Genomic DNA, 22,076 nt, shown 5'->3' on the forward strand with positions numbered 1-22,076 from the left:
TTTTTTTTATAGACAGTAATTATCCTTATGACAAGCTTAGGGATCTTATGTCACAGCTCCAAAAATACTGGGGAGGGCGTTATAATCCTATTGTACCCGTTGTGGCCGGAGAGATTGAAAAGAATTATCGAGTGTTATTAGCATACTACGATCCTGATTATGTGTTCTACTCTGACGGCGTTGAACTTGAAGCTATTCAAAAACTAAGACTTTTTAATCCTAAAGGTTTTTACAATCTTGATTCCATACCACGAGAAGAAAATATCTACGGTGTTGATTCCATGTATTTTCTTTCACTTTTTGATCGAAGTGAGAGAATTATCATGCCTTCAGAATTATGGCGAACTAAAAGTTTATTGTTAGATTATCTCGACTTAAATTTTGGCATTAGGTCAAATGGGACAGTAAGTGATTACAATATTTCAAAACAGTATCACCAAATAAATTTTAATGAAAAGAATTTTGATACTTTTCATGAAATAGTCTTTAAAGAGAGGCCGATTAATCGGGCATTACTTTCTAGAAATAATTTAAATACTGTTATTTTACGAAGTTTAAAAGATGCTCAATATAACGACTTTGTTTTAGTTATAGCAAAAGACACTTCGTCAATTTCGGATCTTTTATATTTTTGGAATCGTCTATTGTATCAAGGAGACAATACATATTTTGTGACTCTTGAACAGCTTAAAATTCTTGTCAATGATAAGTTTTTTGGCAGTTTACTTTATCGAGAAGCATCAAGCGATTTTATCAAGGTTTGCTCGACTTCATTCTCGAAAGCAGATTTAAAAGCCTTAATAACTGAGCTTTTATTACCTATCTCCGGAGGCAAGCCATTTATATATCACGATTGTAGTAGCTTTCCATACAAAATATTAGATGCTAACGGATTGTATGAAAGTGATTTTGGTGAAAGCGAAAACTTGCAAACATTTGTTGGTCAAAAAGCTCAATACGCAATTCCTATGTTGAGCTTTACTAATAATTTAAGCTTTTATCCACAAAAATGGGCGATTGACATAATAGTAAGATGCTCTGTGGAAGACAAAGCTAAAACACTTCTTATGCCTTTTACATATGACATTTACAATATCTTTCCCCATTCTGAAGGGAGGATTAATCGTCGTAGAACTGTTACTTTGTTTATTCGCGGTCAACGCAACTCAAGTCATTTAGATATTTCTATTCCTGAAACAAGACAGATAGTATCTCAACTTATTAGCAGACCTATAATACAAGGAAAGACTTATGAAACAAAATTCATAGAAACATCATTACATGATGATAGCCGTAGGCTTATTTCTTTCATAAAGTTATTTAATCATGATTTTAAAACTATTGCTGACTTTTTTTCTGATAACTTTTGGGTATCTCTTTTAGAAGAATATGCAACTACTAATAGATCAGCAGGGAGTGCTTTTACTTTTGTCGATTTAAAGTCGCGTGCTTTTAATAAATTGGTAGAAGCGGGTTATGTCTTTAAATCAAAAGAAGAATCGAGGTTTAATGAAGAAAATCTAGAACTGGGATTGAAAAATACATTGACAGAATTATGTAACTACCAAATGTTTTTCAAGGGCTATTTATTAAAATGTAAGCAATGCTCGTCTACATTCTATTATTATTTAAATGAAGTTGACGAAACAGTTAAATGTAAAGGATGTCTTCAGAGTTTTACGATGCCTGTAGAACCTAATTTCGCGTATAAACTTAATGATCTTATTAAGAATAATATCTACAGGTCACGGACTGAGAGGGATGGAAATCTGACGGTCATAAGGACATTAGCCAGTATATCTGCACAAAGCAGAAGATCTTTTGAATTCAGTCCACAAATCAATTTGTACTTATCATATTCGGACCGCAAACCTTATACAGATATTGATATTTTTTGTATATCTGATGGTAAGCTTATAATTGGAGAAGCGAAACACTCAAGTGTTGCATTCTTTGATAAAAATGGAGATGGTTTAAATTCACTACAAGTACTAGCAAATATTGCAAAAGATATCAGACCTGATAAGATTCTTATAACTTGTTATGACGATGATTCGAATAAACTTAAAAATGCTGGTAAAACCTTAGAAGGATTATTCTATATGGATTCATATGCTCCTGAAATTCAAGTCAAATTGCTGCCTAAGCCGGATGATTTTGCGTTGGGGGCACATCAATATTTTTATTATTAGTCTTTATAAAGCCTGCAGTATGTTAACCTGCAGGCTAACCAACTTTTTGGACTAATTCTGTTTTTTGTTTTTGTTCATTTCTTTCTATTTGAACTTATCTTCAGAGTAAATCTAAAGGTCTACTACCTAAAAGAATCTGTTCAGCCGTTTTTTCAGCATTTTGCAACAAAACATTATAGTAGGCAGCTAAATCTTTTTCTGTTTCTTCATTTCCCAAATTGAATCTAGGGTCAATCTCTCCAGATTCATAAAAATAGATTTCTGTCATAGTATCTAATAGTAAAAAAAGTCTAATACAATTTTGTCTGGTGGCAAATTCTTCTTCAATTAATAAATGTGACGCCACATGCCTATTAAAATGAGAATGAGCATTACCATTAGTTGTTGGTCTATAAAAATGTTCATTTAGAATCTTGTCACAAATTTGAATATACACATCATGAAATAAAATATTTGTTGGATTAGGATTTCTTAAGGCGGACTTTTTAAAAAATTTTCGAACGTCTTCAAATTCGGGTTTAACTTCACTTTGCTGAAATCCCATCCATCGTATAATGATACCTTCGATAAGAGGTATAAGAGTAAAATAGCAGCTTATAAAGTTTGTCCTGTAGTAAGATAAAACTGCTGCATCTATTAATTTGCCAAACTGCTTGAAATATTCAAATTTTTCGATCCTGCCTAGCTTTTGCAGAACTCTCATTTTAGGATGCATAGTTAATTTACCTACATGATTTAATATTGTTTTCTCGGATGTAGGTAATTCATTTTTTAGTTGTTCTAATTTGTGAAAATCAGTCATAGTAGAAAAAATGGGAAGAAGCAAAGCGTAGTTCCCCAATATTTTATTCAATTCGATAATTTTAAGAATATCCTTAACTGATGTCGAACCTACATGTCGTTTTTCTTGATCTTTTTTCCTATCTTTTCTTGCATGATCTAAGTTAATTGAATAGGCTTTTAAGCAACATGATCTCCATTTTTCTTCAGAAACATTAAACGCTTGTTTTATAAATTCCATGGATTCACCCAAAAGTTTTCTTCTGTTTATTTCCTGTGCGATTTCTGATGTTTTCATTATTAGATTCTATCTATGTAAATTTAAATAAAATCATCAACAAAATCTTCCGGCATACTGTCAGGATTTGTATTTTCATTGTGCCAAGATCATGCCCCAGAAGTATGCCCTTTTAGCTATTTGTATTTTGTATAAACTGAAGATTCTTTCATTTTATACTGCACCTTTTCCATTACGAAACGGTAAAAAAAGGCAGCTAAGTTATTGCAGGATCTATTTATTATAGTAGGAGTGGAGCTAGGGAAGTATTTGGCTTGGAAAAAGTTTACAAGAGTTAGAAGGAATATGATTATTTTAGCATTCTTTAAAGATTAAGAATCTCTAATCTAAACCATTCGAACAATGTCAGAAGAGCAGAAAAAAATACTGGAACAACAGCTTTGGAATATTGCTAATACTTTAAGAGGTAAAATGAATGCTGATGAATTCAGGGATTATATTCTAGGCTTTATATTTTATAAATACTTGGCTGAGAAAATGGAAATCTATGCTAATTCCATTTTAAAGCAGGACAATCTTCAGTTTCGGGAAATAAAAGAAAATACTACTAAAGGTGAGGAGTACATAAATGCTATACGCGAAGAGGCTCTTGAAACCTTGGGTTATTTTTTGAAACCTTCTGAACTATTTAGCGAAATAGCTAAGCGTGGAAGCAGTGATAGTAATACATTTATACTTGAGGATCTCCAAAAAATTCTTATCAATATACAGTTGAGTACTATGGGGACTCAAAGTGAAGAAGATTTTGATAATCTCTTCGAGGATATGGATTTAAATAGTACCAAACTGGGAAAAACTGCCGAAGCAAGAAATGCTATTATTGTGAAGGTGCTTGTACATTTAGATGAAATTGATTTTAAACTTGAACATACTGAGCTTGATGTACTAGGCGATGCGTACGAGTACCTGATCGGTCAATTTGCAAGTGGTGCAGGCAAAAAGGCAGGCGAGTTTTATACACCTCAAGAGGTTTCGAAGATTTTGGCTAAGATAGTTACTACAGATAAGAATAGATTAAAGTCTGTATATGATCCTACCTGTGGCTCGGGTTCTCTATTATTGCGAGTAGCCAGGGAAGTGAAAGATGTTACCAACTTTTACGGGCAGGAAATGAACCGAACTACCTACAACCTTGCAAGGATGAACATGATATTGCATGGTGTACATTACTTGAAGTTTGATATTAAACAAGAAGACACTCTTGAACATCCACAGCATTTAAACGATATGCCGTTTGAAGCGATAGTCGCTAATCCTCCGTTTTCGGCTAAATGGAGTGCTAATCCTTTATTTTTGAGCGACGACCGATTTAGCCAATACGGCAAATTAGCTCCGGCAAGTAAAGCAGATTTTGCTTTTGTTCAGCATATGATCTACCACCTTGCTGAAAATGGAATAATGGCTATTGTTTTACCACATGGTGTTTTATTTAGAGGAGCAGCAGAATTGCATATTCGTAGATACTTGATTGAACAAAAAAATTACTTAGATGCCGTAATAGGTTTACCGGCCAATATATTTTATGGTACGAGTATTCCTACTTGTATATTAGTGTTTAAGAAATGTAGAGAGACACCAGATGACATCTTATTTATTGATGCAAGTAAGGAGTTCGACAAGGTAAAAAATCAAAATATGCTCCGTGAAGAGCATATTACCAAAATTGTTGACACTTACCGCAATAGGACTGTTATAGAAAAATACAGTCATTTGGCAACTTTGAAGGAAGTTGCGGATAATGATTACAATCTGAATATTCCGAGATATGTGGATACTTTTGAGGAAGAAGAGGAAATAGATATTCAATCTGTAATGCGTGAAATCAATGAACTAGAGGCTAAAAGGGCCGAACTCGATAGTGAGATTGAGGTTTACTTTAAGGAGCTTGGACTTGTTTTTTAATATCCTTAATGTAATTACTAACGAAAATTGAATAGTCGAGATGGCAAAAGAAAATAAAAGTAAGGGCAATGTTCCAAATTTGAGATTTCCAGGGTTTGAGGAGGAATGGAAAGAGGTAAGACTGGGAGAAATAGCAACGTTTCAATCTGGTTATGCTTTTAAAAGTGAACACTTTTCTGAGGAAGGCATAAAACTAGTTACCCCCAAGAATTTTACAAAAAATGGTTACGGTAACTTTGAAAGTAGTATATCAAAATGTTCAGTTGAAAAACCTCCAAAAAACTTTCTTTGCAGTAAAGATGATTTATTAATTCTGCTAACAGATTTAACCCCATCATGTGAATTGCTTGGAAAGCCTTTATTAGTACAGCAAGAGGATGGTGAAATATGGCTAAATCAACGAATTGTTAGACTAGATTTCTCTACTAATGTTTCAAAACACTGGATTCTCCAATTTTTGCAAACTGATAGGTACCATAAAGTAATAAAGGAGACTGCTACAGGATCCACAGTCCGACATAGCTCTAACAAGATAATTGAGAATATTAATTTACAGATTCCTAATCTCAATGAACAAGATAAAATTGCATCATTTTTTTCTCTGATAGACCTTCGAATTCAAACCCAAAACAAAATAATTGAGGAATTAAACGTATTAAAAACTACCATTACCAAAAGAATATTTTCTTGTCAATTAAGATTTAAAAATGCTCGCGGAGACAACTACGAAGACTGGAAGACAAAGAAATTGGGAGATGTGACGACTCTAATAAATAAGAGAAATAAAAATAATGAAAAGCTACCTGTCTATTCTATAAATAATAAGTTAGGATTCGTTCCGCAAAGTGAGCAGTTTGAGGGAGTTGATAGCGAAGATAGAGGTTACGATATTACATTATACAAAATAATTGATAAGAATACCTTTGCATATAATCCTGCAAGAATAAATGTTGGTTCTATTGGTTACAGTGGGAATTTGGAAAATATTATTATCAGTTCATTATATGTTTGCTTTAAAACAGAGGAGTTTGTAAATGATAATTTTCTATTTCAATATTTAAAGACAGATTTTTTTAATAAAGAAGTTCTAAGAAATGTCGAAGGAGGAGTAAGAGATTATCTTTTCTACGAGAATTTTGCGAGAATTAAATTTGATTTACCTTGCGTCGAAGAACAAAGAAAGATTGCTAATTACCTTTTGTCTATTGATATGAAAATAGATATAGAAACTCAATTTTTGAATAAATTAGAAGAACAGAAAAAGTTTTTACTGCAGCAAATGTTTGTATAGAAGCTTATACAAACATTTGCTGTAACAAATATTTCTTTTGCATTTCCAATTGTTCTAAAGTTGCTTTTTCAATTTGAATTTTTCCGTCAATTGTATTAAGGAATTGTGAAACTACTTTTTGCTCCTCCAGAGAAGGAGTCTGTACTTTTATTTTTTCTATAGTAGTTTTTGATAAACTTGGGACGCCAGATGCCTCATTATATTCCAACCAATTAATTGTTTGAAAAAGATAAAAAATGAATTTGGGAATACAGTCTTGGAAAGAATGTGTATAAAATAGCGTATCTACAGTCCAAATTTTTCCATCATAATACATTGGCTTATCAATTGTTCCTTTTCGTCCAATACAAACTGTTTCACCGTCATTAAGAAAAGAGTCAACATATGTCATTAATCCCCCTGTTCCAAATACAGGAATATCGCCTTTTTCTAAGTGCTTATAATCTCTTCCACTTCCAATATTGAGAATATCGCCAACATATTTACTCTCCCAGTGTGGATAATCATTTCCATTACTATCTTTAAACCTTATTTTCTGGATAAATATTTTTTTGCTAGTCGCTTTAATTAAGGTTTCTAATTGTTCAATTATTTTGTTTTGGGTTTGAATACGTTCGTCTATCAGTGACAGGAATGAAGAAATCTTTTCCTGTTCTTGGATTGAAGGGGAACTAAATCTTGTTGATTTTAAAATGTTATTATATAATCGTTGAATTGTACCACCCTCTGTATTATATTTCACTATTTGTAGAATGTAATACAAAAATTCATTCGTGATATTTATATTATCATTATCAATCCAAACAATATTAGAATCTTGAAAGTAAGCATCTTCTCCGTTATATACTACAGTTCTTCCAATTGTTCCAGCAGCAGAAATTAGAATATCTCCTTTTTTAGGAAATGAAAATCGTGTTTTATAATCGGAATATAATTCTTTAGAAATAAAAGCATCAGCTTCCCTTCCAAATGAACCGATTTTAAAAAACGGAATGTCGCCAATTTGCGAAGTTTCGTCATTAAAAATTCTCCTGCACATCTTTACTTCTCCAATCTCACCCAATTTCTTCTTTTCCCATTCATCCTCAAATCCGGAAAATCTCAAATTTGGAACCTTTACACCTATACATCTCTAATGCTGTAAGAAATCACTTCCTTTAAGGTTTAATAATATTTAAATCTATAATGAATCAACAAAAACAAATTTGTGAAGTAATTGATCTGTGGAAAGCAGATAAGAAACAGTATGTAAAAAAATCAAGCTATGCAGCGTATTTACTACTTACAGAAAATCATTTATTACCTGCCTTTGGACAGAAAAAAGAAATCGAAGAAACAGATGTGCAGGCATTTGTATTACAAAAATTAGACTCCGGTTTGAGCCAAAAGACGATTAAGGATATTCTTATAGTGCTTAAAATGATTCTCAAGTTTGGCGCAAAAAAGAAATGGACTACCTATACTCCCTTCGATGTACAATTCCCTACTGTTCGGGAAAGTCAAAGCATGGAAGTCTTAAGCCGGGCTGATCAGAAAAAGATAATGAACTACATACAGGAGCACTTTACTTTTCGGAACTTAGGTGTGTACATCTGTCTGAGTGCCGGCATGCGTATTGGAGAGGTCTGCGCCCTTACCTGGGAAGATATAGATACAGATAGCGGTATAATTAACGTAAGACGTACTATACAACGAATTTATGTCATTGAAGATGGTATGCGCCGGACAGAACTAATCTTAGATACGCCGAAAACTAAAAACTCAATCCGTGAAATTCCTCTTAGCAAAGACTTATTGCGTATCCTTAAACCCTTCAAAAAAATAGTAAATCCATCATTTTTTGTATTGACCAACGATGCTAAGCCTACAGAACCCCGGACATACAGAAGCTATTACAAAAACCTTATGAGGGATTTAAAAATGCCTGAGCTTAAATTTCACGGGCTTCGGCATAGTTTTGCGACACGATGTATTGAGAGTAAGTGCGATTATAAAACTGTAAGCGTACTATTGGGACATTCAAATATCAGCACTACCTTGAATCTTTATGTACATCCTAATATGGAGCAGAAAAAGAAAGCTATCGAGCAGATGTTCAAAACTTTAAGATAGAGGTTAATTATGAATTAGGAGGTGTGAGTGTGTAAAGTTTATTTTGTTAAATTTGTTTAACAATAAATACCAACCTCCTAATTCATAATAATTTTGAGTAAGCAATCTGAACAGGTTTTAGAAGAAAAGCTAATCACCCAACTGCAAAAACTAGGATATAAATACGTTTCAATTCCAAACGAGAAATCGTTAATCATAAATCTTAAGGCGCAGCTCGAAAAACACAATAACGTTACGCTTAGTGATGCTGAGTTTGATAAGATACTGAACATTCTTAATAAGGGTTCTGTATTTGAAAAGGCTAAAACATTACGAGAGCGACAACATATAATAAGGGATAATGGAGATAACCTTTATTTTGAGTTTCTAAACGTTGAGCACTGGTGCCAGAATGAATACCAAGTGATCAATCAAATTGAACAGGAAGGAAAATACAGCAACCGTTATGATGTAACCTTACTCATTAATGGATTGCCATTAGTGCAGATAGAGCTTAAAAGGGTGGGATTGGAGATGAAAGAAGCTTTTGATCAGATAAACCGCTATCAAAAACATAGCTTCGGTGCGGGTAAAGGATTATTCCATTTTGTACAATTGTTCATTATTAGTAATGGGGTTAATACCAAATACTTTAGTAATTTCGGTACCAATCCTCAGGAATATCTTCAAACATTTAACTGGACTGACGAGAGTAATAAGCCATTAAATAATATTCTTAACGGATTTACAGATGCCTTTCTTGAACCCTGCCACGTTAGTAAGATGATATGTAAATACATCGTGTTAAACGAAACTGACAAAAGATTGATGGTCATGCGTCCCTACCAATATTATGCTGTTGAGAGTATTATAAAGAAGGTAACTGACAACCAGAAATTAAACGGTTATAATATTGAGAAGAACGGTTACATATGGCATACTACAGGAAGTGGTAAAACCTTAACCAGTTTTAAGGCCAGCCAAATTTTGTCGAAAATCCCCACAATTAAAAAAGTAGTTTTTGTGGTTGACAGGAAAGACCTGGATTACCAAACCAATCAGGAATACGATAAGTTTAGTAAAGGTTCTGTAAGTTCTGCAACAAATACAGATGACCTTATACAGAAATTTAATGATCCCAATGTAAGGATTATCGTTACGACTATCCAAAAACTAAACAATGCAATATCGGGCAGGAATCTTTTTAAAATGAAAGCTATTAAAGACCTGCGCATGGTATTTATTTTTGATGAATGCCATCGTTCCCAGTTCGGCGATACTCATAGTAATATTGTTGGCTATTTTACTAACATCCAGCTTTTTGGTTTTACCGGCACACCAATATTGGCAGAAAATGCAAACGGCGAGAAAACTACGTCGAGCTTGTTTGGTAAATGTCTTCATAAGTATGTGATTACCGATGCTATTCGTGATGAAAATGTGCTTAAGTTTTCGGTTGAGTATATCCAGACATTTAAACAAAAAGAGCATATTATAGATCTAAAGATAGAAGAGATTGATGAGGCAGAAGTGTACGAATCTTCTCAGCGTAAAGAAGCTATTGTAGATTATATCATTCAGTACCATGACCAAAAAACGCAAAGCAGGAACTTTTGTGCGATGATGTGCGTGCAGGATATTGACGCTGTTATTCAATATTATGAAATATTCAATCGTAAAAAGATTCTGGGTGAGCACAATCTGAGAGTTACAACTATTTTTAGTTATGCCCAAAATGAAGAAGAGATTGAAAATAATGTAGTAAAGCAATATAATATTGCTGCCGAACCACAAGCCGAATATGGTTATACCCCCCACAGGCGAGAACTTTTAGAGCGCTATGTGCATGATTTTAATAATATGTTCGGCATGGCTGAAAATGTCCGTGATACAGAAGGATTCTACAATTATTATAATGCTGTCGCCAAGAAGTCTAAAAATAATGAAGCTGACATATTACTTGTTGCCAATATGTTTTTAACCGGTTTTGACAGCAAGCACCTCAATACATTGTATGTGGACAAGAATCTCCAGTATCATGGATTAATACAGGCTTTTAGCCGTACTAACCGAATTTTAGACAAAAATAAGACACAGGGAAACATAATATGCTTTCGGAACTTAAAAGAAAAAACAGACGAAGCGATAGCGCTATTTAGCAATAAGGAGGCGATTGATGAAATTATTGTTGAGCCTTATGAAACCTATGTTGAAAAATTTAACCAGGCAGTTCACAAATTAATAGAATTAGTACCGGAAGTTGATAGTGTAGATGATTTATATAGTGAAGAAGATAAATTGAAATTTATATTGGCTTTTAGGGCAATGATACGTTTGCATAAAAAAATGAGCCACTATACAGAATTTACATGGGAAGATCTGGATATTGAGCAACATCTTTTTGATGGTTATACAAGTAAGTATTTAGACTTAAAAGAGACTATAAATGGCAGTCCTACTATTGAAAAAACTTCTATTCTGAATGATATCGATTTTGAGCTAGAACTAATCAGAAGAGATACAATTAATGTATCCTATATACTTCAATTGCTTATAAAAGCAAAACAGAATTCAAACGATAAAAATATTAGTGAAGAGATATTCAGCCTATTGAACACAGAAGTTTCATTAAGGAGTAAACGTGAATTAATTGAGAAGTTTATTCAGGAGAGCCTTCCTAACATAGAAGACACAGATACGATTCCTGAAGAGTTTGAAAAATTTTGGAATGAAGAACAAGAAAAGGCTTTAAAGGTGCTTATCAAAGATGAAAATCTTTCTGAGGAAAAAACTGAAAGATTAATCGAAAATTATCTGTTTGCTGAACGTGAACCACTTCGTAACGATATTTTAGATCTCAGGAAAGAAGGAAGGCCAAGTGTACTTAAATCGAAGGAAGTTGGTGATAGGATACTGAATAAGATTTTAAATTTCGTTGATACGTTTGTTAATGGGATAACCGGTTAGTTGAAAATTAGAGTGAGTACCATATTTGACATTTATACAACCAATGATTTACCTTATACTGGACACAAATATTTGGATTTACCTAGCCAATGGATTTAATTCAATGACTAATGGATTAAATTCACATTCAACAACACATTTTGAACTGTATGAAAAATTGAAACAAAAAGTTGATGATAGAGAGTTTATAATTTTAACTAATTATATTATCAAGTTAGAATGGGAAAGAAGCAAAAAATGTGCTAAGAAAAATGTAAGCGAACTTGAACGCCTTAAGAAGGAAGATCTTTTTCTATTAGTAAAACAAAAAGAAACAATAGAGAATGATGTCTTTAAAAGACAGTTTGAAAAAGTGTCCAATTACTACAAACAACTCATAGAGTCGAATAATAACCATATAAATAACATTAATAACTTCATTAAATCTTGTACTGAAATTCCAGTTTCAGATAGAGTGAAGCTTGAAATCGTCGACCGGGCAATTAGAAAAGATAAAGCTCCCTTTCTTAACAACAAGAATAACTTTCCAGATGCCGCAATTTTGTTTAGCGCAGCTGAATACCTGAAAAGAAACATGGTTCCCTTATCGTGTGCAGTATTTGTATCAAGCAATTACAAAGAGTTCGGTAATGCTTCAGATTTACCAGGGTTTCATTCAGATCTAAAAGATTTTTTAAATGAGATCAACATTGAATATCACAAGCATTTGGCAGATCTATTAGAACTGACAGAAGATCTTCAGTACAACTTAGAGGTTTTCTACGAGCATCTTAGAGAACAGGAATACTATTTCAACTGTCGCTCACCATATTGTGAAATGGAGAATGAATACGGATCATTTGGATATTTGGAAAGCGAAGTACGTATAGCTTATAATTCTGAAGAAATTGATAATAACCAATATAATTTATTTGAAGGATTAGATATTGAGAGAAATCATCGTGTAAAAATTGTTTGGGAGGGAAAGTGTATAACATGTAAAACAAATCATGTAGAGTGCCCGGGTTGTAAATCTTTACTAATGGATGTTAATGATGATAATCAATATTTCTGCAAAGGATGTGACCAAGGTTATAAAATTACAACAAGCTCAAAATATAAGGACAAAATTATATATCACATAAATGAAGATGAATTTCATTTATAAATCAACACATCAATTGGAAAGAAATGAGAATGAAAATTTGATGGCTTCAACAGAAGTTGAGACAAATCCATTTATGGTTAAAATATTAGAAAAAAATGAGTTTATACAGAAAGGTAAAACTTAGAAAAGTGTAATACATGGAAAAAATCTTGGACTTTTTCTTAGAAATAAAACAATTATTAAATAACTAAAATTAATCATATGCAACCGAGAATAATTGCAGTTTCACATAAAATGAATGGAGACTTAGATGATGATTATACTTTGTATGAAGATGGTAGTGTTCTTCATGAATATGATAGACATAGATACCCTGGAGGTTATAATCTTAAAGAGACATTAGAAGCGAAAAACATAACGGACAGTGCTAAAGAGCGTCTTCTAAATGCAAGTAGTGAAGAAGATAAAGAATTGGTAAAAGAACTTTTAGGACTTTAAAAAACTGGCTACATCAGCTAACTGATTTGCTGCATACGCAATATGAAGCATTATAAAACTACGAATTAAGTTAGGAAATTAGTTATTATAGTTCTTCCCAAACTATGCTTAAAACAGTATTATAGATAGGTGTGATTATGCAGTATTCAAAAAATTTATAATTATTATCATTTTCCCAGTTTTTTAATTCGAACCATGTTGATTTCCAAATAGGCTGTTTACTTTGTTCTTTTGAATAAATTTTTCTTTTTTCAAAGAACTCAGTGGCAACTGAATCGTCTGGAGGAGTTAGTTTTGTTCTGTCATTGATAAAATGAGGATAATTATCCGGACGTTTCCAATATAAAACTTTATTGTTGTGTGAATAAAATAAGCATATAGGATGAGATCCTAATTCAAAGTATTTATATGCTACAGAAGTGATACTGGTTTTAAATCTATCCGAAAGCTGTCTGAGTAAATCAGGGCTGAATTTTTTACCGGCGCATTCCTTCTTGAATAAGTGTTCAGGCATTAATAGTTCAGAGGCAAACTCATTAGCTTCGGTTTCTTGATGACCATTTTTAAAGAACTCCAAAGTAGCATCAGTATCGTTATGAACCGTAATTACATTTCGATGCATTTCAAAATGACCCAATTCATGTGCGGTAACAAAGCGTTTTTTGCCTTCATAAGGTATATCAGAGTTTATTGTAATAATAGCAGAATTTTTCCCGAAAACGATTCTTCCCTCCGAGTTTTTTAATGATTTTTCAACAAGTGTGGCACCTCTACCAAAGACAATTAAGTCCAACGGGATTTCTGTCGGATCATCTATACCGCAGTCATTCATTAATCTTTGTGCTGCTAATTTACCTTTTGACATTGAAACTACTTTTCTTTTTTTAATTCTTCGATTAGTTGAATTAAGTCAACATCGGACAGTACATCTCGAATTTCATCATCAGACCAACTTTCTAACTTTCTATAATGAATAGCTGGTGTTTTTTTATGTAGTAAATTGATTAATGCTTCAGACGCTCTTTCAGAATTCTCCTTTAACACTTCTTTTAACCTATCGAATGCAACATCTAGCAATTTTAAATCACGTTGCTTATTAGACATACCTAATGCCGTAAATCGGATTTTTTTCATGAATTGCCCTGAGAACTCGATTTCTTTATCTGGATCAATACCCTCTTCCATTAGAAACTGTTTAGCATATTCCGTATCATGCTGCAGCAACTCTAATTCAACTTTATCCAGTCTATCTAAGATGGTTTTGTTTTTTTTATTAGTATCCATTTGCCGCTAATTTTTGTTTTATTGTATTTCTTTTTCTTTTGAACCGCCTCCACGCATTATGAAATTCATCTTCATTAAGTCCAATAGTTGACCGTATATCTTCTGGTTTCTCTATACCATCACATAAACATTCAAATATAAGTAACTCGTCATCCGTTGCGTTGGCTTCTTCTAATAGTTTATAGAGCTGATTTTTCAATTCCTTGCCAATGATAATCTGTTCTATTGAATGGTCAAATTCTTGATTTTCAGCAGACAATAGATTTTCATCGTCAACACTTATTTCTTTTTTTGACTTCTTTAATGTATTGTTTATATGACTGTCAATTGCACCTATTATAAAATCTTCAAAATCTTGATAGTGGTCAATATTCCACTTTCGACTCCTTTTAATAAAGATTTGGTTTATAACTTCACTTATTGCATCGCGAGAAAATGTCTTTAGTTCATCATTTGCCCATTTAACTTCGTAACGCTTACGTAATATCCATGCACATCGCCCCATCAACCGCAACCAGAATTTATCCCAGTCACGATTGCTTAGCTGTTCCATTAACAGCTCGTCAGAAGCAATAACTTTTATCTCCTCCATAAAGCCTTATATATATAAAATGCTATTCAAATAAAAAAAAATACCATCTCGTGGTAAATTTTCAAAACTTAATAGCATTTATTACTAAATGATTTCAAGCAAAGTAAAAATAATAAAAATTAAACAACAAAAAGGCACTTAAATATTTGAGGCTAAAATAATTAAAACTAAAGTAAAATGGCAAAAGGTAAAAATCAACATGTCGTTCCTAAAGGAGACGACTGGGCAGTAAGAGGGGCTGGTAACGAAAAGGTTACAAAAATAGTTTCAACACAAAAAGAAGCTATAAAGATTGCAAGGGATATTGCAATTAATCAAGGTTCAGAAATGTTCATTCATGGAGAGAATGGACAAATAAGAGAGCGAAATACATATGGTAAAGATAATTTTCCACCTAAAGGCTAGAACAAATGAATGTTAAAGTAAAAATAAGTTTTGTTCTTGGCTGTGTAGGGTTGCTCTCTTGTTTGTTTCTCTCTAGTGGTGACGTGCAAAGTACAATTTTTAAAGTTGCTCTAGGTCTTGTTATTGCAAGTGCAATTGAACTTATAGTATTCATTTATGAAAACAAAAAAAAGTGGAAACTATTGGTAACCAAAATATGGAAGTATAATAAACCCGTACGTGTCACGGTAGCATATCTGTTCAGGATTGAAGACAATGGAAAGTACATGCTTATAAAACGACATAAGAAAGATTTTGTAGGTTTTCAACCTGTAGGCGGTGCTTATAAATACTTTAAAGAAGAAAATCGAGAGCTGTTTGACAGCCTGGGAATAACACCCTGCAATAATGTTCCTCGTGATAATCATACTGAGAACGATTTAAGAATAATAGTTAATAAACGTAAAAAACTAGTTGAATTTTTCAAATGGTTTAATAGTAGAAAAAATAGAGAGATTGATCCTTGGCGTGAGTTTTTTGAAGAATTAATAGAACCTGGTCTGTTACCGGCAGAACATTTTAGGCATATCAAATACGCATATATCTGTGAACACCAAGAAGGCATCCTCAAGACAGATGACTATCCTATTGATCAATTTAGACATGCAGACATATTTGAATTACGCTTAGAAACTGATGCTCAAAAAAAGGCGATAAAAGATTTAATAACTAACGAAAGTATAGCCTTTGTAACAGCAGAAGAAATTAAAAAGGGAGTAACAAATTCAGGAGTTAGAATATTACCCCACACATTTAAAATATTACCAAAATGATACCATTTCAAAATAAATACGTGCAGTTGGACGACTTACTCGACAGGATGGCTGAATCTTTGCAACTGGATAAAACGCGTTATGAATTAATGATTCAGCATTATGAAGCAATAAAAAAATGGATTGAAGCAGATGAACTTTTTTTCAAACCATTTAAATATGAACTATATCCACATGGTTCTGTTAGAATCAAGACAACTGTAAAGCCCATAGGCAAAGATGAGTTTGATTTGGACATTGCTTTACATTTGAAAATACAATGGAGTAACCATACTCCCGAAAGAATATATTCTGAATTAAAAAGACGACTTTCTGAACATTCTATTTATAAAGAAAAAATGGAATTGAAGAACAGATGTATCCGCTTGAACTATTCAGGAGATTTCCATATGGATATTTTGCCGGGCATTCAGGAAAATGAATGGGATGAAGATAAGTTGCGAATTCCAGACCGACTGTTAGGTTGTTGGGTAAGTTCTAATCCTAGGGGGTATGCCAAATGGTTTTTGGATAAAGCCAATACAGTTAAGATTAGCTTATTGGAAAAAGCATTACGAGCTGAAAATTTACCATCCAATGACTATGAGGATAAAAAACCTCTTCAACGTGCCGTGCAATTGATTAAAAGGTATAGAGATATTTATTTTCAGGATAATGATACTTTTAAAACTTCAAGTATTGTTTTAACAACTATTGCTGGTCTCAATTACAATGGAGAGGAAAGTATTTTTCTAGCCGTTGAAAATATTATAAATCAGATTCGTCAGCATACATTTTATAATTCAACGAGAATTAAGGTTTTAAATCCTGTAAATTCTGAAGAAGACTTTACAGATAAATGGGAAAAAGAACCGAGATATTATGAAGCATTCCGAGCATTTTGTGAGCATTTATATGAGCAGTGGCTGGAACTCAAAAAGGATAACGGAATTATTTCTGAAGGGCACATACTTAAAGGCTTATTTGGTGATGATTTGTATTCAAGGGCACAAATTTCGCAAGCGGATATTATTGAGAAAGCCAGAAATTCAAATCAATTAGGGATCAGTAGAAGTTCAGGAATAATTGGCGGAATTGGAGCAGCTACAACCACATCGGTTAAAGCAAATACTTTTTTTGGTGATGATGCGGATTAAAAACCTAAACAGAAATAAAACAATTGTACAACAGGTAAATGCTATTAGAGTGAAATATCCTGATTGGAAAGTAAGTTTTGATTCTTATCAACTTAAGGCAGTAGGCTCACTACAGCCTACACCTAGAAGTGAAACATACACTATTGAGATTAAGTTCCATATTTTGAAACCAATTCAAATTCGGGTACTTAATCCGGTTTTGGTAAAAAATAAAAAAGGCGAGAAAATACCACATATGTATTCGCAGGAAACATTATGCTTATTTATGCCTAAATATGCAGAATTTACGAGGAAAATGTATATTAGCGATACAATTATTCCATGGACTTCTTTATGGTTATACTATTATGAAGTCTGGCATGCTACTGATAAATGGTTAGGCGGAGGTGAACATCCTGAATAAAATTGTAATTATGAGAAAACAAGACAAATATATTTTTACTGGAGTTGCTGTAGCAGCAGGAATTGTTGGGCTTATCGATTATTTTCGGCAAAAGGAAAAGCTTAAGCGAATTGGTCAAAAGATGACTTGGGAAAATTATAATGGACTTCAGGCATTCAAGAAAATAACCGTTTTTGGAGTCATAGGAGGAATTGTAGGCAATGAAGTTTATAAATGGGAATTTGGAGAAGAGAGTAAAAAAGAATTTTCGAGCGATAATTTTCTGAAAAATTTGGTAAGAGAAGAGAATCCAAATTTAAACCCTATGAAATTGCAAGAATTGAAATCAATAACTAAAGAAGTTAAAGACAAACTTTATAATGAATTTTCAGATCAACTTGTATGCTATCCCGAAACTGTTGGTTCATTAAGTAAAAAGATAGCCATTACCAATACCTATGACTCTGATATAGTCATGCCTGTTAAAAAAGATAACCATTTAGGTAATATGAGAAATTTATCAAATGAAATTCATAATACAATAGAAGATTTATTTGAAGATAACGCAGAAGTGATAAAAAGAACGCGAGCTACAAGGCTAATATTCGAGGGAAATGAAGGTACTCATAAAATTGATATAGTATATGGTAGAGAAATTGGAAACTATAAAGACGATAAAAACTTAAATTTATACATTCGACGTCCATTTTTTTGGCAAAAAGGAACAACTTTTAAAACAAATATTGATATTCAGAAAAATCTACTTAGAAACAAGCCTAAAGTTAGGGAATTAATAAAGTTATTAAAATCTTACAGAGACAAGAACAGTTTACTTATCGAGAACACGCTTCTAGAACAGTTAGCTCTTGAATCTTTTTCTGTTTATAATTATGGTAAAGAATTTTCCGTTACCGAAAATTTCGTAGGATGCATGGAATATATTGTGGAAAGATTATCTAGGACACGAATTTTAGATTATGCTAATTCAAATAATAATCTATTAAATAGAATACATCTAACGGACAGGCAAACAGCTATTCAACAGATTAATAGTGACCTAATAAAAATAAATTCTAATCCTTGTTACATTAAAGAAATGTTTCATAAATGATAGAGGAATTCTATTAGCAATTTAAGAATATCTCAATTTTTAGTTGCTGATTGTGATAGGGGTGTAATTGCATTATCTTATGTAAACAGAAACTTGGAAGTCCACAATATACATTAAATAAGCTGCCATGTCTGTAACAAATACTGTAGTATTGTAAAAACTTCTGCTTGGTTACATTGCCTATATATCCATAATAACTTAAGTGCACTGTCGTAGCTGGCAAGTAATTGTTCAAAACAATAATACTAAAAATAACTTATGAATGCTGTTCACGGATCAATTATTGAAAATTTACAACAAATAGAAATCATTTACGAGGAAACTATTGATGCATTTAAAAAAGATAGAACAAATACTGGAGACTCAAGAGAAGTTACAGTAAGTCAATTTATAGCTAGTTTCTTTCCAATGATTATTAAGTAAAATCTACAAATAAAATCTATTCTAGAATCCAAGAAACAAATAATATCGATTGTGTTGTTCTATCTCCAAATCATCCAAGATTAATTACGCCGAAACGTGAAGTAATATTAGCGGAAGGTGTTTTTGCGGCAATCGAAGTAAACCTGATATTTCAACTTTGACAGAAAAAAGCGAATTTCATCGTGGATTATATCAAATCAAATCAGTAAAAATTATTATTAGAGATGTAGATCGATTAGAACTTACTGGATTTCCTGGCAAAGAATCAACACCGAAGTATTATGATAAAATTCCTAGTGTAATTTTCTCCTCAAAGTCAACAGAACTAAGAAAAACAGTGGATTACATTTGTGAAAATGTCAGAGAAGGAAAATTAGACTATGAAGAAATACCAGACTTAATTGTCTGCCTAGATAAAGGACTAATTTTTTATTCTCCATTCTTTTCTTCAACAGGCATTGGGCAAAATTTAGAAAGCAAATTGCCTTCAATTCCACAAAATGCATTTGTTACATATGCTTCATCGGATAAACCAATGATTTTAATTATGTTTTTGAGATACTTTCTTAATTTTACTTCACCACATTTGTTATTAACCGATTTTGTTGTTAAAAAATATTTAACTTATATTGAGACAAATTTTGTAGTTAAACTTCTTGACGCAGATAAGATGTTTATTAAAAATAAAAGCTATTACAGCTAATAGGCGTTTTTGCTAGATTACGAATTTAACTATATATTCATATTTGCGCTTTACAAGAAATTTATTTTTAGCAGAAAATAAATGGTTAGGAAGTTCGCAAGCTCGCAAAGCGCTTAAACGTAATGAATACTTCATTTTATATTTTCGAAAAATATCAGAATAGGCACAAGGTGTTCGACTACAATCCCTGACAGCCCACAAGAAAAATAAAACCTTCAATGAAAACTGGAGGTTTTTTTATTTAGAATACTTTTGGTGATTTTCAATGATTTATTGCCATTAAAAGGAAAATTATTTTACACTTAAAAAGCTTTGCTACTTTTTAGTGATATTCACGTTTTTAATTTCGCCGCTATTTTTGTCTTTTAGAGTTATTGTGGCAGTGTCTGTCTTGGGTTTTAGATTCAATTTCATTGCTTCGCATGGATCGAAATTTGAATAATCAATTTCTCCAAACTTTATTATTTCATCGCCTTCATTAATTGTATCGTTATATAGTGAATCCCAAACTATGCCAACAACTAATTTATCCTCTTTGATTACCGGCTGAACAGGCCAGCTCTTTTCGGTAAGATCTATTACTTCATTTGTGTAAGGGTTGAAGTATAGGTATCTATGAGGATAATCAATAATAACATCTCCATATTGAAGTATTTGACTGCCTATTCTTGAAATTTCACCACTGGTAGTGGTGGTTGTAATATTTTTAAATGCAGCTCCGGCAAAATTTAATTCAGGAGTCAACAGCATGTAATGTTCTTCTTGGTTTTCAACACCATGTATGCCTATAGAATATGCTCCCTTAGCCTGATGTAATACAGAAAATATATTAAATTTTTTAATTGTGTCGTAAGCAGATAATGATAAATCGTATAACCCCATCATTCCCGAATCGAACAAAACTGATTCACTCCCTACAATATCATTGTTTTTTAAATAAATATATAAATAAGGATTGCTTTGGAATTTATCTTTCAATAAATCGGTGCGATTTTCTTTATTAGTATCAAAATTTTTTCTCTTATTAGTAAAGCTTACTGTTTTATCTTTATATGAAAATTTAACTACACAATTGCGAAGCATATTGCTTCCAATACATCCGTCAACACCCAGACATTGAAAAAAATGAGTATTATTGGCAACCATAGCAGGTATTTCCTTAAAGATGATATCGCCTACCTCTACAGGTGGTAATGTTGTAAGTTTCATAGGCTGCTTCAGGTTGCTGGAGTCGCTAACGTTAAGTTCTGAACTGGATTTTAACCCTAACTCATCATACAATTGTTGAGATATGGCGCTTATTGCTCCTGTATCAACAATAAAATTATAGGTTTTACCTTTTATAATAACTTCTACTACCATTAAACCTTTTATGTCTTTGTAAGGTACGTTTGTATTATAATTTTTTTGGATAACCTTACCCGTGTTCAAGGTTTTAATGTTTTGGGCAACAGATAGATTTAAGCAAAAGAATGCTAAAAAAAGATAAAGGAATTTCATGAGTTAATTGGTTAGATTGTATATGATTTTTACATAATCTATGCCAAAGCATTGTTTCGACTTTCTTTATTTTAAAAATAATTTTTACTTAGTTCTTTTCGTTATATTAGTTTGTCTATCTCAATATGTCATGTTAAAGTCAATAAAAAGAATAATTGTTTTTTCATTACTTTTTTTACAAAGTTTTATCATTGTGGGTTGCGATAATCAGTCATTAGAGAAATGTATCATTAACGGCAAGCAGGATTATTGGTTGCTTTACGATGAAGTTGAGCCAGGATATCTTGGAGGTCCCTATTTTAAATTTAATGATGATGGAGTTTGCAGGCGCTATCAAAAAGATTTAAATAATGAGTTTACTCAAATAAACAGTCAGGGAGATGTGGTTTTTTATGACACTGCCTGGTCTGTATCAAAAGATAGTATTTTGACTTGGGGCGAGCACTCTCTCGATATTGTTGATTATAATGAAAATACAATTACCCTCTATTTGAACAGGCAGGATAGATTTTTGTTTTTATTTAGGGTTAATGAAAATTCAGCAAGAAAACCACTCCAATATTATATTGATAAGCGTAAAGAATATCCTGAAAAGTATCCTGAACCTTATTCAAAGTTGTGA

The 22,076-nt window shown here is 32.4% G+C and carries 21 protein-coding genes; 15 read left to right on the plus strand and 6 right to left on the minus strand.

From position 1 onward, the window contains the following. Positions 1-47 precede the first annotated feature (47 nt). Positions 48-2,192 carry a hypothetical protein gene (locus tag NU09_RS00135; RefSeq protein ID WP_129749223.1) on the plus strand — a complete coding sequence of 715 codons (2,145 nt, stop codon included), beginning with the start codon at positions 48-50 and terminating at the stop codon, positions 2,190-2,192. A gap of 100 nt (positions 2,193-2,292) precedes the next feature. Here the strand turns inward: NU09_RS00135 and NU09_RS00140 are convergent, their stop codons facing one another. After that, complete coding sequence (locus NU09_RS00140) at positions 2,293-3,270, minus strand: hypothetical protein (RefSeq protein ID WP_207209738.1); 978 nt, start codon at positions 3,268-3,270, stop codon at positions 2,293-2,295. A gap of 342 nt (positions 3,271-3,612) precedes the next feature. Here NU09_RS00140 and NU09_RS00145 point away from each other — a divergent pair, with 342 nt between their 5' ends. Both NU09_RS00145 and NU09_RS00150 read left to right on the plus strand, forming a co-directional pair. Further along, positions 3,613-5,172, plus strand: coding sequence for a type I restriction-modification system subunit M (locus NU09_RS00145; protein ID WP_129749225.1), 1,560 nt, complete (start codon positions 3,613-3,615; stop codon positions 5,170-5,172). Between the two features lie 40 nt (positions 5,173-5,212). Next, positions 5,213-6,463 carry a restriction endonuclease subunit S gene (locus NU09_RS00150; protein WP_129749226.1) on the plus strand — a complete coding sequence of 417 codons (1,251 nt, stop codon included), beginning with the start codon at positions 5,213-5,215 and terminating at the stop codon, positions 6,461-6,463. Between the two features lie 4 nt (positions 6,464-6,467). Here NU09_RS00150 and NU09_RS17140 read toward each other — a convergent pair whose 3' ends face one another. Next, entirely contained in the window at positions 6,468-7,568 is a 1,101-nt protein-coding gene (locus NU09_RS17140; RefSeq protein ID WP_207209739.1) for a restriction endonuclease subunit S, read from the minus strand. Positions 7,569-7,648: 80 nt separating this feature from the next. On the opposite strand from NU09_RS17140, the gene NU09_RS00160 reads away from it, so the two are divergent. From NU09_RS00160 to NU09_RS00175, 4 genes are all read left to right on the plus strand, one after another. After that, a complete protein-coding gene (locus NU09_RS00160; RefSeq protein ID WP_129749227.1) occupies positions 7,649-8,575 on the plus strand; it encodes a tyrosine-type recombinase/integrase in 927 nt (308 codons plus the stop codon). Positions 8,576-8,668: 93 nt separating this feature from the next. Further along, a complete protein-coding gene (locus tag NU09_RS00165) occupies positions 8,669-11,521 on the plus strand; it encodes a type I restriction endonuclease subunit R (RefSeq protein WP_129749228.1) in 2,853 nt (950 codons plus the stop codon). A gap of 43 nt (positions 11,522-11,564) precedes the next feature. Beyond that, the gene (locus NU09_RS00170) at positions 11,565-12,668 is read left to right on the plus strand and encodes a PIN domain-containing protein (RefSeq protein ID WP_129749229.1); all 1,104 of its coding nucleotides are present in this window, start codon (positions 11,565-11,567) and stop codon (positions 12,666-12,668) included. Between the two features lie 201 nt (positions 12,669-12,869). Continuing rightward, positions 12,870-13,106 (plus strand): hypothetical protein, encoded by a 237-nt coding sequence (locus NU09_RS00175; protein WP_129749230.1) that lies wholly within the window; start codon positions 12,870-12,872, stop codon positions 13,104-13,106. 85 nt (positions 13,107-13,191) lie between these two features. On the opposite strand, the gene NU09_RS00180 is transcribed toward NU09_RS00175, so the two are convergent. Genes NU09_RS00180 through NU09_RS00190 form a run of 3 tightly spaced genes read right to left on the minus strand, consistent with a single transcriptional unit; the run spans position 13,192 to position 14,982 of the window. Beyond that, positions 13,192-13,971, minus strand: a complete 780-nt coding sequence (locus NU09_RS00180) for an ImmA/IrrE family metallo-endopeptidase (protein ID WP_129749231.1) — start codon at positions 13,969-13,971, stop codon at positions 13,192-13,194. A 5-nt stretch (positions 13,972-13,976) separates the two neighbouring features. Next, positions 13,977-14,390: a hypothetical protein gene (locus NU09_RS00185; RefSeq protein WP_129749232.1), complete on the minus strand. Its 414-nt coding sequence runs from the start codon at positions 14,388-14,390 to the stop codon at positions 13,977-13,979. Next, the gene (locus tag NU09_RS00190) at positions 14,380-14,982 is read right to left on the minus strand and encodes a hypothetical protein (protein ID WP_129749233.1); all 603 of its coding nucleotides are present in this window, start codon (positions 14,980-14,982) and stop codon (positions 14,380-14,382) included. The genes NU09_RS00185 and NU09_RS00190 overlap by 11 nt, the downstream gene beginning before the upstream one ends. Before the next feature lie 177 nt (positions 14,983-15,159). Between NU09_RS00190 and NU09_RS00195 the strand changes: the two genes are divergently transcribed. From NU09_RS00195 to NU09_RS00220, 7 genes are all read left to right on the plus strand, one after another. Further along, positions 15,160-15,387: a DUF2188 domain-containing protein gene (locus NU09_RS00195; RefSeq protein WP_129749234.1), complete on the plus strand. Its 228-nt coding sequence runs from the start codon at positions 15,160-15,162 to the stop codon at positions 15,385-15,387. A 5-nt stretch (positions 15,388-15,392) separates the two neighbouring features. Further along, complete coding sequence (locus NU09_RS00200) at positions 15,393-16,199, plus strand: HU-CCDC81 and SPOR domain-containing protein (protein ID WP_129749235.1); 807 nt, start codon at positions 15,393-15,395, stop codon at positions 16,197-16,199. Then, entirely contained in the window at positions 16,196-17,335 is a 1,140-nt protein-coding gene (locus tag NU09_RS00205; protein WP_129749236.1) for a nucleotidyltransferase, read from the plus strand. The genes NU09_RS00200 and NU09_RS00205 overlap by 4 nt, the downstream gene beginning before the upstream one ends. Then, positions 17,322-17,738: a hypothetical protein gene (locus NU09_RS00210; protein WP_129749237.1), complete on the plus strand. Its 417-nt coding sequence runs from the start codon at positions 17,322-17,324 to the stop codon at positions 17,736-17,738. The genes NU09_RS00205 and NU09_RS00210 overlap by 14 nt, the downstream gene beginning before the upstream one ends. Positions 17,739-17,748: 10 nt before the next feature. Next, positions 17,749-18,828, plus strand: coding sequence for a hypothetical protein (locus NU09_RS00215; RefSeq protein WP_129749238.1), 1,080 nt, complete (start codon positions 17,749-17,751; stop codon positions 18,826-18,828). Positions 18,829-19,086: 258 nt separating this feature from the next. Then, positions 19,087-19,251, plus strand: coding sequence for a hypothetical protein (locus tag NU09_RS17030; protein ID WP_165357626.1), 165 nt, complete (start codon positions 19,087-19,089; stop codon positions 19,249-19,251). Between the two features lie 157 nt (positions 19,252-19,408). After that, positions 19,409-19,954, plus strand: a complete 546-nt coding sequence (locus NU09_RS00220; protein ID WP_129749239.1) for a hypothetical protein — start codon at positions 19,409-19,411, stop codon at positions 19,952-19,954. Positions 19,955-20,269: 315 nt separating this feature from the next. Here the strand turns inward: NU09_RS00220 and NU09_RS00225 are convergent, their stop codons facing one another. Next, a complete protein-coding gene (locus NU09_RS00225) occupies positions 20,270-21,454 on the minus strand; it encodes a retropepsin-like aspartic protease (RefSeq protein ID WP_129749240.1) in 1,185 nt (394 codons plus the stop codon). 130 nt (positions 21,455-21,584) lie between these two features. Here NU09_RS00225 and NU09_RS00230 point away from each other — a divergent pair, with 130 nt between their 5' ends. Continuing rightward, positions 21,585-22,076, plus strand: coding sequence for a hypothetical protein (locus tag NU09_RS00230; RefSeq protein ID WP_129749241.1), 492 nt, complete (start codon positions 21,585-21,587; stop codon positions 22,074-22,076).

Origin of the sequence: Flavobacterium beibuense (assembly GCF_004151245.1) — a bacterium.
GTDB classification, from domain to species: domain Bacteria; phylum Bacteroidota; class Bacteroidia; order Flavobacteriales; family Flavobacteriaceae; genus Flavobacterium; species Flavobacterium beibuense_A.